Here is a 16,418-nt window from a genome sequence, read left to right on the forward strand (position 1 = left end):
AAAATTATGAGGATTTTTTGACGAGTTGTAAAGAGTATAAAAGCATTAAAATTGATCATTTTTTTGAAATAAAAACAATCAATTTGTAAATGTTGCTTGTACCAAGTATTAGAAGTATGTTATTAAAAAATAGTAATATATTATGTATAAATAAAATATTAAATTTACTGATAAATAAGTAAAGTACTTGTATAAACATATCTGATTTAATATAGACTTATTGAAGTAAATTTGTGATTATATTAAGTAATTTGAGCCATAATACTGTATTTGGTATTGAACTAGAGTTTTACACTGAGGGAATAAAAAAAGAATATTTATTTCTGAATAGCATCAAAAATAAAATAGCTTCTCTTGGATTTTTTTGTGAGAAAGAAAGTTCTTTAAACCAATATGAGATAAAAAGTGATTGTTATACGAGCTCTGATAATTTAATTATGCATTTTGAATTGGCAAAACAATTACTTACTGAAGTAGCACAAAAACTTGGGGGAAATGTTTCTTTTAAAGCAAAGCCTTATCTGGATAGAGCAGGCAGTGCATTAAATGTGCATGTTAACCTCATGGATTCAAATAATAATAACTTATTTTATGGCAATAAGCAAAAATATAGTGAACACCTGATTCACAGCATAGGTGGATTATGTGCAATGATGAAAAAACATATGCTATTTTTTGCTCCAAATGATGATTCATATTTAAGATTTCAGTACCCAGATATTCATACTCCAACTACGATTAGTTGGGGAGTGAATAACAGAACTGCTGCGATAAGAATTCCCTATTTTGGCAACGATTCCAAAAGATGCCGCCTAGAGCACCGTGTTCCTGGAGCAGATTGTAACCTTGAAAAAGTACTCACAGCAATAATTGAAGGTATAGTTTTTGGTATAGAGAACAAAATTGCTCCGCCAAATAGAGTGTATGGCATTGCATCTGATCCTCAATATAAGATGGAGAGTTTGATATAGCAACTACCTGTTAAACCCTAACCCATTAAACTCCTTTGAGGTAATTGGCCATTCTAGCACTTTCCTCACATCATTATTTACATTCCCATACTGTAATAGCAAGTCTGCAGCAGATAGTTTCTGCGTACTTTTAGATGATCCAAGCCCTATATTGGTAAGGTTGCTCGGTGGCTGCTCAGGAAGTGGATTACCAAGTGCATCCATGTGTTTAGGTAAAGGTTCCATAACAATATTTGTAGCACTAGAAACGAAATGACTATCTGTAGTATCAGCACTTTTAGAAAGTGAATTACCTTTGAAATCCATATGTTTAGGTAGTCCATTTTTCATTTCTTCTTCTGCTCTTTTATTTTTTAATTCTTCTTCTAGCTCAGTTTCAGTTCTTTTTGGTTCTTTTACGGTATCTTTTTCTTCACCTTCATCAACACTGCTATACCCTTCATCTTCTGACATATCATCAGTTTTAACAGACTTAGCTCCTGCTTTATTAAGCAATGAAAGTAATGCGTAAGTAACTGCAGCAGCAGTAACTATAATGGCTATCTTTGCAGCAATGTGAATCACTGTTAAAAATACTAAAGTTGATGAAACACCAACCAACCCAGATACGATCACTTTATTCTTGCCTTCTGTCACACTTAAAACTGCTACCATAATAATCCCTCAAATACCATACTGAAAGTCATATTATATAGAAATTTTCTTACGCTTGCAAAATTGTAAAAATTTTAATCATTTACATAAAGCTACATGAGGATTAATTAATATATAATTTATCTTAGCTATAATATGATATAAATACGTATAATGTTTGGCATGAAAAGCTTACTTGTAGAGAGGAATAGAACAGTAATATTATTGCTTATCGTGATTTTTACCTTCGGCTCATACACTTATATAAAGATGCCAAGAGAAAGCAATCCTGATATACAGATTCCTATAATTAGTGTATTTGTCGGGTTTCCTGGTATTTCTGTCGAGGATAGTGAAAAGCTATTAGTGCTTCCTATAGAAAATGAACTAAGATCCATCGAAGGTGTAAAAGAATTGAGAGCTTTTGCAACTAATGATGGTGCTCACATGATAATCGAATTTAGAACAGAGTATAATAATAAAGAAGTGCTCGATAATGTCCGTTCAAAGCTTTTAAACATAAAATCAAAATTACCTATTGAAGCAGAATCTCCGATAATCAATGAAATAGACTTGAGCTTATTTCCGATACTAAACGTTGGCTTGATTGGTAATTTGCCGGAAAGAACTTTAACTGAAATAGCACGCAAACTAAAGAAAGAAATAGAATCTCTGCCAAATGTTCTTAAAGTTGAAGTAACAGGTATGCGTAAAGAAACAGTGGAAGTTATAATTGAGCCCACAGTTCTAACAAAATATAACATTCAATCAAATGAGATATTTCAAGCTATATCAAACAACAACAGATTGGTAGGAGCCGGATCACTAGAAAATGATACCGGTAAATATTCGATTAAAATATCAGGGTTATTAAAAGACATAGAAGATATTATGAATATTCCTATTAGATCTCAAAGTGATGCAGTTTTGAGAATCAAAGATATAGCAAAAGTATACCTTGGGTTTGAGGATCACCAAGGATTTGCTCGTATTAATGGACTACCTAGCATTGTACTAGAAATTTCAAAACGTAATGGAAAAAACATAATAGACACGGTAAATCAAGTAAAATACTTAATGGACAAAGCAAAAGATCAATTACCTGAAAATTTAAAAGTAGTTTATTTGAATGACCAGTCAAAAAATGTACGTGATGTGCTTGACGACTTGGAAAATGGTATAATATTTGCCGTATTACTAATATTAACCATAATAATGCTCTTTATGGGAACAAGGGCTGCTATTCTTGTTGCACTATCAATACCTGGCTCCTTTCTAATAGGAATAATGGCTCTTTACCTCATGGGTATTACTCTAAATATAGTTGTGCTCTTCAGTTTAATTATGGCAGTTGGCATGCTGGTTGATGATGCAATTGTAATCAGCGAATATGCTGATAGAAAGATGATTTGTGGCATGGATAAAGTAGAAGCCTTTTGCACCTAAGTTCATGATATGTTCTATCCAGTTTTATCATCAACATTGACTAAATTAGCAGTGTTTTTCCCTCTGTTACTCTGGCCCGATACAGTCGGTAAATTTATGCAGTACATACCAATTACAATAATTCTAACTTTAACTGGATCGCTAATTATGGCTTTGGTTTTTATACCAACACTTGGTGCAATATTTGGTAAACCTTCCATAACTTCAAAAAAAGAAATAATAAGAATGAGTGCTATAGAAAGTGGTGAGATAAAAAATACTGGGCTTATAATAAGAACTTATGTACGTATGTTAGAGAAAGTCTTAGATCACCCCAAAAAATTTGTATGTGTTGTTGTGTTTGTTTTATTTTTGTCTAGTATATTATATTTTACTTTTGGTCCTGGATTAAAGTTCTTTCCGAATGTAGATTCAGATAACATTTTAATCAGCGTTAAAGTAAAAGAAAGCTTATCAGCCAAAGAACGAGATTTGATACTTAAGAAAGTAGAAGAACGTATTTTGGGTGTTGAAAAGGAAATTTATGTTTTTTATGCTCGATCAGGAAAATTTTCAGACAACGTTATTGCCAAAATTCAATTGGAACTTGTAGATTGGCGCTGCAGGCGCAAAGCTACGCAAATACTAAATGATATAAGGAGTAGTGTACAAAACATAAAAGGAGTAATAATTGATGTACAGGAACAAAAGTCAGGACCATCAGCTGACAAGCCAATACAAATTAACTTAAGCGGAAGTGCATCCAACTTGAATTCAGTAGCAGAGAAAATCCTAAAAATTATGGACCAACCTTCATCTGGATTTATAAATATTCAAGATAGTAGATCAGCACCTGAAATAGAGTGGAATATGAGTATTGATAAGAGTAAGGCTACAAGCTCTGGAGTAAGTGTTGCAACCATCGGTGATTTTATAAAAATGGTTACAAATGGAGTATTAATTGGAAAATATAGACCAAATAACGCAGATGAAGAAATTGATATTGTACTACGCTTTCCCAGAAAGAATCGCAACATGAAAACTATAGATAACCTTTTTATTAATACAGCAAATGGACCATATTCTATGAGTAGCATAGTGAAATACGTTCCCGAAAAAAAGGCAAATAAACTAAGTAGGATTGATGGATCACGCACAGTAACAATCTCTGCTGACGTTGATACTGGCTATCTTGTTGATGAAAGAGTTAAGTTCATTCAAAATTCGATTACTCAAGACTGTAGTAAAGGAGTAAAGATTGATTTCAAAGGTGATAAGGAAGATCAACAAAAATCAGGAGCATTTTTATTAAAGGCTTTTATATTAGCAATTACATTGATGATATTGGTGCTAGTGGCACAGTTTAACAACATATACTATACATTTATCGTAATGACAGCAGTGTTTTTATCAACAACATGTGTATTTTTCATTTTCTTTCTTATTCAGAAAGTTTTTGTAGTTGTCATGTGTGGAGTGGGGATAATTGCTTTAGCAGGAATTATAGTGAATAATAATATACTATTGCTTGATGCCTTTCATCAGCAAATTAAGGTGCGCAAAAATAACATTAAGCAATGTATAATAAACGCTTCAATTTCTCGCATCAGGCCAATACTACTTACCGTTGCAACTACAGTTCTTGGTTTAATACCTATGATTACTAGGTTAAATATCAGTTTTTTTACGCTACAAATCACATATGATGCTCCATCAAGCCAGTGGTGGGTTGATATTTCAGCAACCATAGCAAGTGGAATATTGGCTGCAACGGTCTTAACTTTACTCTTTACTCCGGCGTTGCTTGTCATACAAAGACATGAAAAAACTTGACTTAAATTAGCAATCATTTAACATTTAAGATAGCGTTCTTTACCTGTTGAAGCTATAATTATAACTAATTAAATTGGATTTATTTATATGATTGCTAATCGTAAAAGCAGTGTTAAGCAGAAAAGCAACAAGAATAACATAGTTGGAAGCCTTGATGTAATAAAAACAGCGGGAGAGCTCTCACTTCAAAAAGGTTTAGATTTTGATATTATAATAAATGCACTTAAAAGTGCTATTGAAGCAGTGGCTCAACAAAAGTATGGTAGCAAAAGTAAAATTGTAGTTAATATAGATAGAAACACAGGCAAAGTTACCTCATATAGACAACTAAAAGTCACTAATGATGAATCAAATGAAAATGAGTGTGACTTAATTAAGTTGACACAAGCTAAGTTAATAAAAGAAGATGCAAAAGTTGGAGATACTATTAGTGAGTTGATTTCTCTTAACACTGATCTTGTTTCAGCAAGAATTGCCCAGCAAAAGATTTCTCAAATAATCAAAGATGAAGAGTTAAAAAAGCAATATGAGGAATTTAAAGATAAGGTAGGAGAAATGAGGTATGGCATCGTTAAACAAGTAGAATATTCAGATCTTATTATAGACATAAACGGAATTGGAGCATACCTCCCTTTACGAAACTTAATTGGTGGTGAGTCATTTCGTGAAGGCGATAAGGTTAAAGCTTACATACAGGCTGTTAAGCGCTCTGACGATGGACGTCAAATCATTCTTTCTAGGACTCATGAAGGCTTTTTAGAGGCATTGTTGAATCAAGAAGTACCAGAAGTTGCTGACGGATTGATAACAATTAAAGGTATAGCTAGAGACGCTGGTTCAAGATCTAAAGTTGCTGTTTTTTCATCTGATAAGAATATCGATCCAGTAGGTGCTTGCGTTGGAGTTAAAGGAGATAGAATAAAAACTATTATACACGAATTAAACGGTGAAAAAATCGACGTCATACATTACTCATCAGATTTGGGTCAATTTGTTATTAAAGCCATTACTCCTGCAGAAGTATCAAAGGTCATTATTGACGAAAATGAAAATTGTATAGAGTTAATAGTTGCTGAAGATCAATTGAGTTTAGCTATAGGAAAAAAGGGTCAGAATGTAAGATTAGCTTCAGAGCTTGTTGGATGGAAAATTGAGATATTAAGCACTCAGCAAGAATCAGAAAGAAGAAATAAAGAATTTAGTCAATGTTCAGTTTTATTTGCTGAAGCTTTAAATTTAGAAGAGATTATGGGCCAATTATTGGTAACAGAAGGTTTTTCAAGTGTAGAAGATATATCTAACACTTCAATTAAGGAACTTGCTTCAATAGAGGGCTTCAATGAAGATATTGCAAATGAACTTCATAATAGAGCAAATAATTACCTGAAAGCAGAGAATGATAGAAAAATAGAAGAGCTAAAAAATTTAGGTATGGAAGACGATGTAATCAACTTAGCCTTATCAATAGATAATAAAATTGCTCTTAGTAAACATAATATTAAAACTTTAGAGGACATAGCAGATTTATCAAATTATGAGTTTTGTAGCATACTCTCTTCCTCAACTAATAATAAAGACAATCTAAAAGATACAGCAGATTTAATAATCATAGAAGCACGTAAAAAGCTTGGATTAATATAAAAACAATATGAATAATGAAGATATCAGTAATAAAAAATTAACCCTACAAGGCTTAAGCAAGCTTAAATTAGACATTAATTTAAACTCTTTAGATAGTCAAAGTACTGGTACTACAATAGTAAAAAAAAGAAGAAAAATTCATTCTGCAGAAGAATATAGTTTATTTGACGAGAGTAAATTAGGCTCTTTAACTGAAAAAGAACAAATTTCCCGCATTAATGCTGTACAGAATGCTACTTTGCTGAAAGAAAGGAATCAGAGAGAACAAGAAGAGAAAATAAAAAAAGAAGAAAGCAATCAAGAAGCTGAAGATAAAAATGAATCACACTCTGTACCTAAAGAAATAAATAAGGAAGTTTTAAGTAATACTAACTCAGTTGAACAAAAAGAAGATAGTGTTGAATATGAGAACAATGATAAAAAGTCTTTTAAAGCTAGCAAAGATATATACTCTAAGCATTCTAAGCTAGTAATTACACAGGCAATAGATGAAAGAAATGAACACCTCCCTGTATTTAAGCAAAAATTTGGTATAAGAAGTAAACAATCAAAGTTTACTAAGGGTAAAAATATAGCAAGAGAAGTTATTGTACCAGACAAAATAACTATCAGGGAGTTATCTATTCGTATGGCAGAAGATAGCAAGGGTGTGCTAAAAATGCTCAAAGAAGAAGTTGGGGAGAGCTATAGAGTAGATGATCTAGTAGATCCAGATATAGCATGCGAAATAGCAAAAAAATTTAATCATACGGCTAAACGAGTAAGTGATGCTGATAAAGAAAAGAATTTACTCTTCATAAGCAACAGAGAAAACTTACCTAAAAGACCAAAACCACCTATCGTTACTTTTATGGGACATGTGGATCATGGTAAAACATCATTGCTTGATGCATTTCGTGAATCCAATGTTGCAGAAAGAGAGTCAGGTGGCATCACTCAACATATAGGTGCTTATCAATTAACGACAAAAAATAAGCAAAAAATTACTTTCATTGATACACCAGGGCATGAGGCGTTTACTGCAATGCGTGCACGTGGTGCCAATATTACTAATATAGTTGTGATAGTAGTTGCAGCTGATGATGGAATCATGAAACAAACAGTTGAAGCAATAAACCATGCAAAAGCAGCAAATGTCTCTATTATAGTTGCCATTAATAAAATTGATAAATCACAACCTGGCGATGTAGAAAGAATAATTAATAGTTTGCCTCAGTATGACCTCATCCCCGAAGAAATTGGTGGTGATGTTATAATTGTGCCAGTATCAGCAAAAAAGAAAATCAACTTAGATAAACTAGAAGAGGCAATTTTATTAATTGCTGAATTAATGACGCTAGAAGGAATAGAGGATTGTCGAGCACTTGGATGGGTGATAGAGTCCAAAATAGATAAAGCTAAAGGAATATCAGCTACATTAATAGTTGAAGAAGGGACATTAAAGATTGGTGACATATTGGTAGTTGGTACAACATACAGCAAAGTACGCAGTATGGTTAGTCACCTTGGTCAAAGAGAAAAAGCGGCACTACCTTCTACTCCAGTTGAAGTTACTGGTTTAAATGGTGTACCAAATGCTGGAGATAAATTTGTTGTTGTAAACTCTGAAAGGCAGGCTCGTGAAATTGTTGAATACAGGTTAGAATTAATCAAGAAAAAGCAAGAAGATTTAGACGACAGTAATTTAGATATATTCAGTCGTAATGATAGTGAAACAGAAGAACTATCTGTAGTTTTAAAGTGCGATGTCACTGGTTCTATTGAAGCAATATCAAGCTCAATTGATAAGCTTGGTAAAGAGCAAGTGAAATTAAATATTCTACACAAAGCAGTAGGAGGAGTAACAGATTCAGATGTGCTGCTTGCAGAAGCATCAAGCGCAGTAATTTTAGCTTTTAATGTAAAAGTGGATTCAAAAATAAGAGAATTAGCAAAACAAAAAGGTATAGAAATACATACTTACAATATAATATATGAGCTTATTGAAGACATGAGGATGTATCTAACTAAAATGTTAAAGCCTGTTACACGAGAGGTTCGTGTTGGTTCTGCATCTGTAAGGCAAATATTTAATGCATCCAAAGCCGGTAATATAATCGGATGTTATGTCACTGATGGAGTTATAAAAAAAGATTCTTTAATTAAGGTAGTACGTGGCAGCAAATTGGTGCATGAAGGAAAGTTAAAAGCACTACGTAGATTTAAAGATGATGTTAAAGAAGTGGGTGTAAATTTTGAATGCGGAATATCGCTAGAGGGTAATATCGATATTAAAGTTGGAGATATTTTGGAAGCTTATCAATTAGTGCAAGAAGAAAGGACGTTATAGTAGTTGAATATGAAAAAGGAAATTAGAAACCTAAAAGTAGCATCGGTACTACATAGGGCAATATCAAAAGTCTTAATGGAAGGTAATGTTCTTAATGAAAAAGTAGTAGTATCTGATGTAAAGCTAAGCAAAGATTTGAAGAAAGCAGATGTATATATTGTGTTATCTGCATTAAACATCCAAAATGATAATGATGATATCAGCACTGTTGTTAATGAAATGAACCAATCTGCATGGTCAATACGTAAATCTATATTGTGTTATGTTGATTTGCGATTTATACCTGAGTTAGTTTTTAAGCCTGATTTAGCATTCGATAATTTTGTCAATGTAAGCAAAATATTACATAATCACACTTAATTAATGTATTTCAACCATTATTTCTCATTAATGAGAATACACAGTTTAACAGGTTTATGGCTTGTGCTATTTTCTAGCTTAAGCGGCATTCTTTTAGCCTCAACTTCTCTATCGTATCAAGCTTTTTTTCTCCTTGTTTTGTTTACTATAGGTGCATTTTTAATGAGACCCGCAGGGTGCATAATCAATGATATCTTCGATAGAGAAATAGATGCACATGTTGAACGAACAAAATACAGACCACTTGCAAGTGGTGCATTAAACATAAAGCAGGCTTTGGCTTTACTTTCACTGTTACTGTCTATTGCCCTGGTAATCTTATTATTAACCAATAAAACTACTCTTATACTTGGAATAATTTCAATGTGCATGATAGTTATCTATCCCTTGCTAAAGCGTTACGTTTGGTGGCCACAATTATTTTTAGGGTTTACTTTCAACATGGGATCACTCATGGGTTCAGCAGCAATAACAAACCAGATTAGCATAGAATCCTTACTATTTTATATAGGATGCGTCTTTTGGACGCTTAGTTATGATACTATATACGCTCATCAAGATAAAAAAGATGATGAGAAATTAGGAATGAAATCTACTGCATTATATTTTGGCAATACAACAAAATCTTGGTTGAAAAGATTTTATTTAATATCCTTAATGGCATGGTTGTACGCTGGTATACTATCATCATTAAATAACATCTTTTATATTGCTTTACTTGCCATAGGATTCATATTTCACCACCAACACAAAAATTTCAATCCAGACGATTCTAATCAATGCATGTCCATATTTAAAAATAATTCCCAGATAGGACTCCTGCTCTTTTTCGGTATCCTTTTAGATAGAATTGTAAATTCTACTTTTGTATCCGTTCAGATGCATGGCTAATGTGTAAATATCGAAGCAAAAATGGTGTCATTCCAGTGTCAAGTACTGGGATGACAGAAAAAGCATCATATTGGGATGACACCATTTATTTCTATTGCTGTCTTTTCTATCTTATTTTGTCACCCTGCTGAACAGATTCTACTTTTTAGAACATATCTTGAAAGGAAATCAGGAAGATAATATGATAGGATAAGTAAAAAATATATCCAGGTGATGTAAGTGACAAAGAATGGAAATTTCTTGAGCCAAGAGTTGCACAAGGTGTGGCCAAGAAAGCACAAAATCAGAACAATTATTAATGTTATACAATACATAATGAAAGGTATTTGCCAGTAGAGCAAAAGATTTTCCTCTATGGAAGACAGTGTAAATTATTTTTTAGGTGGCGTAATAGTCACGCATTGCTTGAATGCATACAAAATAAAGGCCGGTGTCTCTATAGATGTTATCACTGAAATCACTGGCCTTTCGGTAGATGAGATTAAAAAATTAATTTAACCTTATCCTGAATTAAATGACCTTGAACAGAAGTATTACTTAAACAACTTTGAGGCTCTAAGTTTATTTGCTGTTCTTCAACTTCTAATGTACTATCTCTATTGTGTAATATCTGCTCTATTGATTGATTTACTATTAAATCTAGTTCCTTATTAGATACAATCATAAATTTGTTAAACTTCTTTGGACTTAACTTACCTGTTTCTCTATCGTGGCATGCTTGCTCTACATATGAGTTTAAAACTCCTGAAATCTCATTAAACTTACCACCCGTGATTTTTGCAGTAACCTCTTTCTGCATTTCTATACAATCAATATTTAACCGATGCATTGATATCCCACTTTTTAATGCAGCTTGCTCTACTACTTTCTCAAATTCCTCTATAATATTTAATGCATAGCCCTGTGCTTCTAATGGTGATATAGACTGAACTACTGTGGAAATATACTTCTGATCTGTGATTTTCCTTATAAATACATCTAATAAAAGAAGTATACCGTTGTTATCAATACCTTGAACTGTAATAGTTTTAGAAGGTTCCATACTTATAGCTGCCTTAAAAGGAGAAGAAACAAACTGAAAAATACCTTTAATAGCATCTACCGTAGTGTAAGCAAAAATATTGATAAATGAAGATGGCTTACTTGTTCCGCTTGTAACTCCTATTTTATTAGGACCTATCTTATCATTTTGCAACGAATTGCCACCTTCTCGTGCAATACTGCGGCGATTATGGACACGTGTTGATAGGGAGCTGCTTTTTTCTTGTAAGTTAAGATGTTGAGTGACTTCTTCATTTCTTCTTATTCTTTCTTCTAGAAGGTTTCGTATTTCTAAGCTGTTTTCTTCATTAAGCGTATTTGCTACGGCTAAAGCTCCTCTAGCATCAACATAAAATGAGCTTAACTACACCCAAATTGCCACAAGCAGCTGCAGTATGCAAAGGTGTCCAACCATTCTCATCTTTAGCGTTAACATTAGCACGCTTATTTATAAAAAGACCAGCTACTTGTAAATTATCATGAAGAGCAGCTCAGTGCAGAGGAGTAGCGCCATCATTGTTCTTAGCATTAACATTGGCTCCTTTCTCTATAAGCTTTTCTGCTGTACCTAAGCAACCATTAAAAAAAGCAGCATAGTGCAGAGGGACATTGTCATATTTATTCTTCTCATTAACATTAGCCCCTTTCTCTATAAGCTTTTCTACTATACTGACATTCTGATTAAGAGCAGCCCAGTGCAGAGGAGTAGCGCCATGATTATTCTTAGCATTAATATCAGCTCCTCTCTCTATAAGCTTTTCTACTACCTGTAATTTATCTGCAAGAGCAGCTAAGTGCAGAGGAGTATTGCCTCTACTGTCCCTAGCATTAACATCAGCCCCTTTATTGATAAGATCTACAACTAGACTAGCATCTCCACTACGTACAACAGCAAATAATTCATTATCATCACCAGAAATCAATTTAACCCTCCATATAAAAATATCTAATTTAATTAGGCAAAAGTAAGGTATTCAATCTCAAATAAGAAAAAATATCCTTTTCTAAATAAAACAGCTACCTAATAATATAAAGAAAAATATTTTCACTATCATATTTATTATACATAAAAAATTAATAGCTCAATATACTTTTCATAAAATACTCCATCTCTAAAACTTGTCAATCCCTATTTAGAAGTTTTTTTGATAATCTTTAATGAAAGTTCTTAACGAATTAATACTGACTTAATAGTATATATTACTAATAACTTAGACAACACAATCACTTCCGCAACCAAAACCAGCTATTATAAGAAGATTTTATTTTGAGATCGTATGGTCTACCAAATGATCCGTGCGAACTTTTTTATATGGTAATTTCACTGTGCGGTCGAGTAGACCAGTGGAACTTCCCCACCAGCCCCTCACAGAACTGTGCATGAACCTCTCGATTCACACAGCTCCCATTATTCAGTACTTTGATTACCATACCAACCTCCAGTGGTAAAAAGTATTCGGATTTTCTGTTCTCATTTTTCCTAGAAGTTTCCTTGCTAGTCTTTTTCCAATCAGATATTTCTTACTTACCCACTTTTCTAGATGCCGCTCTACATTATTAAGAAGTTTATACATCTCCGTTTGGTAAAACCTGCCATAATACTGACACCAGCCTCTGACTATTGGATTTACTTCCTTTGATATTTCCTCCAACTTCTTTCCTGTAAATCTATGTATTTTCCATGACCTTATGGTTTGAGTGATCTTTTTCTTGGCCTTATTGCTAATTGCAGGTAGAAATCCAACAAAATATTCCCCTATTTTGCTCTTTGCTCCTCTAGGTCTAAAGGTATATCCTAGAAAATCAAAGCTTTGTATAGGAAATGTATTCTTCCTGTTGCTATTCTTACAGTACACTATCCGTGTCTTTTCAGGATGCAACTTTAGCTTATACTCAGCCAATCTTTCTTCAATCTTTACTCTCATAAAGTCTGCCTGTCTCTTAGTTTTGCAGTGCAGTATTGCATCATCAACATACCTTTCAAATGGTATTGTGGGGTAGTTTTGCCTCATCCACATATCAAACGCATGATGCATAAATATGTTAGAAATGATTGGGCTTACAGAACCTCCTTGCGGAACTCCCTTATTCCTCACTTCCCTAGTGCCATCTGCTTGTTGAATAGGGGCTTTCATCCACCTCTCAACATACAGTATGACCCATTTGCAGTTTGTATGTTTCTTGATAGCTTGTAAAACTAATTCGTGATCCAGATTGTCGAAAAATCCGGTTATATCAAGATCTATCGTCCAATCGTACCTCCAGCATCTCTTGCGTGCTGTATCTACCGCATCCAGTGCAGATTTATTCGGTCTATAACCATATGAATCCTCGTGGAATTTTGGCTCTACTAGCGGCTCAAGATACATAGAAGCTGCCGTTTGCCCTATCCTGTCGAATACTGAAGGAACACCTAAAATTCTTTGTCCTCCTCCCGTATCCTTCGGTATTGCCACAGCTTTTACTGGCTCTGGAAAATAACTTCCGGATGACATCCGATTCCATAGTTTGTACAGATTATCTTTTAGATTTTCCTCAAACTTTGTTATCGAAACCTCATCTACACCTGCAGCACCTTTATTTTTCGATACTTGTTTATAAGCTCTCCAAATAAGTTGCTTCGGTATATCAAAAGACTTTGTTTTATTCATTAACTCCTCCCTTTCGGTTGATAAATAATTAAAACTAAAACTACAGCCCCTTCCGCTCCATTTCCTATTACCTTAGAGTTTAGCTCCTCGAATTTCTCCCTTATCATCGAAACGACAGGTTCCCGCAGTTCCACACAATAGCCTAAAATAGATTCACGCCACCTCTATGCCGGACGCCACCTATCCAGTAAACAAGTTCCTGATAGGTTTATCCCAAGAGATTCAAGAGCCCATGGTTTTGACGTCGTCTTTGGAATTTCGACACTTCATCAGTGGTTCATTTTCATTCGCCTCTCTATTTTACACATGATGCATAATTGCACCTTTTCCATAACGCTCACTACCATAGCTCTTTACCACAGCAGCTTATGGCTGTTTGAAGCCTATTCTTGCAAACCGACTTCGAGGGGCCCACCCTCATCTATTGTGCAGCTTTGCACTTAGTTTGCTCATTTTTAAGCATTCTTTGTGTCTCTACGGCACACCTTGAAATCTCACATGTTTAACAATTGTAGAATCGATTCCTTGATAAGAATTCTTCATAAAAACTCCAAAAGTTTCATGAATAGAGATTTTTACCAAGACTTTGTATGACTAATTTATTATAAAAAAGTAGTAATAATTTTTTTATCTAAAAGAATAAAATCTTTAAAAATTAAAATAAGATTTAAACGTTTTGATACACTACTGAAGCTACTTTTTCATAGGTAAAAAACTACCAATTTCGTACCTAATTTCTGAGTTACTAATTAGTATTTCAGAAAGCAGTAATCGTTAAGTTATTGATAATATTGTCTTTTTTATGTTCTATTCCTAAAAGCCGTTTCTAAAGTTAAGTGGCTAAAATCGGCCAGTAAAGAGGGTTTACGGATTACTGAAGTCTTATATATATTATATATATATTTAAATACAGGTAAAATATAATATATGATAATATAATAATATAAATATTGGCGTAATATAAGTTATGTAAAATAGTTATTAAGATAAGTAAAGATGAAAAAAACTCAAATGGCAGGATATGAAATTTTTTTTAATTTTTTTTCAAAATTGCGGACGAATTTGCGAGTCATCGTACATATATATTATACAGGGCATTGAACTTTAATTACACAAAGGAGTTTTTGTACGTCAATCTTAACGCTAGATCTCGGCAAGCAAACCGGCTGGGCAATTCTAACAGATGGAGTAATTGAAAGTGGAAGCAAAAGCTTTCATGGTAGCCGTTTCAGTGGAGGTGGAATGTGTTTTTTAAGTTTTCACAATTGGCTTAATTCTTTGAAACATGAGTTCACTGCAGTGTATTTTGAGGAAGTAAGAAGACATCTAGGAACTGATGCAGCGCATTGCTACGGTGGTTTTCTTGCCGTTCTATCTGCTTGGTGTGAAGAGAATAATATTCCCTACCAAGGTGTTAATGTTAAAACTATAAAACGCTTTATAGCAGGCAAAGGTAATGCAAGTAAGAGTGAAGTTATTGAAGCTGTAAAGAGAAAAGGATTTTTACCTAGAGATGATAATGAGGCCGATGCTTTGGCATTAATGTTCTATATTAGTAAAGATATTAATAAGACAAAAAACCCATAAAAAGTGGGTCCTTTCGGCCATAATGGCGGGTTTGGTGGGTTCGACCCCAGGCCTTCTCTAGCGTCAGATATATTTTGAATATTAACTTTTTAATTATTAAGATATGAATTTAGCAATCCACTACTATCCTACTCGAAACCTAGTTGAATATGAGCGTAACCCACGTAAAAATGACGATGTGGTCAACAGAATGTGTGCTTCTATTCGAGAATTTGGCTTTCGTATACCAATAGTTGCAAAAAGTGATGGCACTGTGGTTGATGGTCATTTAAGACTTAAAGCAGCAAGAAAACTTGGTATAGAAAGTATTCCTGTGGTTTTAAGTGATAATTTAAATGAACCACAAACTAAAGCTTTTCGATTACTGGCAAATCAATCAGCTAATTGGGCAAAGTGGGATGATGAGCTTTTGAAAGTAGAAATTCAAGAGTTAGAAGATTTACAGTTTGATCTTAAAATGACTGGATTTGAATTAGAAAAAGTTCAACATTTCCTTGATGATTTAGATAGTGAAAAAGAAGATTTTTCTGACTTGGTTGGTGATGACAAAAAGGTAGAAATAACAAAACCAGGTGATCTATGGATTTTAGGTGATCATCGAATCTATTGTGGTGATAGCTCTGTAGTTGAATCATATAAAGCGCTGTTAGATGATAAAATGGCAGACATTACTGTTTGTGATCCTCCATATAACGTTGATTATGGTAGCAGTCAAGAAAGAGAGGATAAAAAGATACTAAACGATAATCAAGGTGAAAAGTATGAGCTTTTTCTCTATGATATTTGTACTCATATTTTAGCATATACTAAAGGTGCAATTTACATCTGTGCATCATCATCAGAGTTTTCAACGTTGCAAAAAGCATTTGAGGAAGCGGGAGGAAAATGGTCAACTTTTATCATTTGGGCGAAGAATCACTTTACGCTAGGAAGATCAGATTATCAAAGACAATACGAAGCAATGCTTTATGGATGGAAAAGCGGCAATAAACGTGAGTGGCATGGCGGTAGAAATCAAAGTGATCTGTGGTTTTATGACAAGCCAACGCACAATAC

Annotated in this window: 14 protein-coding genes and 1 pseudogene; 9 read left to right on the forward strand and 6 right to left on the reverse strand. The window is 33.6% G+C overall.

Annotated features, from left to right (window positions below):
• Positions 1-233: 233 nt before the first annotated feature.
• Positions 234-971, forward strand: a complete 738-nt coding sequence (locus BVG17_RS00315; RefSeq protein ID WP_063631241.1) for a type I glutamate--ammonia ligase — start codon at positions 234-236, stop codon at positions 969-971.
• A gap of 3 nt (positions 972-974) precedes the next feature.
• Here the strand turns inward: BVG17_RS00315 and BVG17_RS00320 are convergent, their stop codons facing one another.
• On the reverse strand, positions 975-1,625 hold the full coding sequence (locus BVG17_RS00320) for a hypothetical protein (protein ID WP_063631240.1): 651 nt from the start codon (positions 1,623-1,625) through the stop codon (positions 975-977).
• 162 nt (positions 1,626-1,787) lie between these two features.
• On the opposite strand from BVG17_RS00320, the pseudogene BVG17_RS00325 reads away from it, so the two are divergent.
• From BVG17_RS00325 to BVG17_RS08635, 6 genes and pseudogenes are all read left to right on the forward strand, one after another.
• A pseudogene (locus BVG17_RS00325) lies at positions 1,788-4,862 on the forward strand (efflux RND transporter permease subunit).
• An 87-nt stretch (positions 4,863-4,949) separates the two neighbouring features.
• Positions 4,950-6,503, forward strand: a complete 1,554-nt coding sequence (gene nusA, locus BVG17_RS00330) for a transcription termination factor NusA (protein ID WP_063631239.1) — start codon at positions 4,950-4,952, stop codon at positions 6,501-6,503.
• Positions 6,504-6,510: 7 nt separating this feature from the next.
• On the forward strand, positions 6,511-8,832 hold the full coding sequence (infB, locus tag BVG17_RS00335) for a translation initiation factor IF-2 (protein WP_063631238.1): 2,322 nt from the start codon (positions 6,511-6,513) through the stop codon (positions 8,830-8,832).
• Between the two features lie 9 nt (positions 8,833-8,841).
• Positions 8,842-9,192: a ribosome-binding factor A gene (locus BVG17_RS00340; protein ID WP_063631237.1), complete on the forward strand. Its 351-nt coding sequence runs from the start codon at positions 8,842-8,844 to the stop codon at positions 9,190-9,192.
• A 3-nt stretch (positions 9,193-9,195) separates the two neighbouring features.
• Positions 9,196-10,083, forward strand: coding sequence for a 4-hydroxybenzoate octaprenyltransferase (gene ubiA / locus BVG17_RS00345; RefSeq protein WP_063631236.1), 888 nt, complete (start codon positions 9,196-9,198; stop codon positions 10,081-10,083).
• 354 nt (positions 10,084-10,437) lie between these two features.
• Complete coding sequence (locus tag BVG17_RS08635; protein WP_157072280.1) at positions 10,438-10,581, forward strand: hypothetical protein; 144 nt, start codon at positions 10,438-10,440, stop codon at positions 10,579-10,581.
• On the opposite strand, the gene BVG17_RS09310 is transcribed toward BVG17_RS08635, so the two are convergent.
• From BVG17_RS09310 to ltrA, 5 genes are all read right to left on the reverse strand, one after another.
• The gene (locus tag BVG17_RS09310) at positions 10,565-11,278 is read right to left on the reverse strand and encodes a latrotoxin-related protein (protein ID WP_241654097.1); all 714 of its coding nucleotides are present in this window, start codon (positions 11,276-11,278) and stop codon (positions 10,565-10,567) included. The two genes, BVG17_RS08635 and BVG17_RS09310, sit on opposite strands and share 17 nt — an antisense overlap.
• A gap of 190 nt (positions 11,279-11,468) precedes the next feature.
• Positions 11,469-11,576, reverse strand: coding sequence for an ankyrin repeat domain-containing protein (locus tag BVG17_RS09315; RefSeq protein ID WP_241654212.1), 108 nt, complete (start codon positions 11,574-11,576; stop codon positions 11,469-11,471).
• Between the two features lie 39 nt (positions 11,577-11,615).
• A complete protein-coding gene (locus tag BVG17_RS09320) occupies positions 11,616-12,047 on the reverse strand; it encodes an ankyrin repeat domain-containing protein (RefSeq protein WP_241654098.1) in 432 nt (143 codons plus the stop codon).
• A 385-nt stretch (positions 12,048-12,432) separates the two neighbouring features.
• Positions 12,433-12,555: a hypothetical protein gene (locus BVG17_RS09910; protein ID WP_255447006.1), complete on the reverse strand. Its 123-nt coding sequence runs from the start codon at positions 12,553-12,555 to the stop codon at positions 12,433-12,435.
• Positions 12,549-13,775, reverse strand: coding sequence for a group II intron reverse transcriptase/maturase (ltrA, locus tag BVG17_RS00355; RefSeq protein WP_143688717.1), 1,227 nt, complete (start codon positions 13,773-13,775; stop codon positions 12,549-12,551). The genes BVG17_RS09910 and ltrA overlap by 7 nt, the downstream gene beginning before the upstream one ends.
• 1,134 nt (positions 13,776-14,909) lie before the next feature.
• Here ltrA and BVG17_RS00360 point away from each other — a divergent pair.
• Together BVG17_RS00360 and BVG17_RS00365 are read left to right on the forward strand one after the other, a co-directional pair.
• The gene (locus BVG17_RS00360) at positions 14,910-15,362 is read left to right on the forward strand and encodes a crossover junction endodeoxyribonuclease RuvC (RefSeq protein ID WP_143688725.1); all 453 of its coding nucleotides are present in this window, start codon (positions 14,910-14,912) and stop codon (positions 15,360-15,362) included.
• Between the two features lie 103 nt (positions 15,363-15,465).
• A partial coding sequence (locus BVG17_RS00365; protein WP_143688913.1) for a ParB N-terminal domain-containing protein occupies positions 15,466-16,418 on the forward strand: 953 nt, incomplete at its 3' end.

This window comes from Wolbachia endosymbiont of Laodelphax striatellus (assembly GCF_007115015.1).
Taxonomy (GTDB): Bacteria; Pseudomonadota; Alphaproteobacteria; order Rickettsiales; family Anaplasmataceae; genus Wolbachia.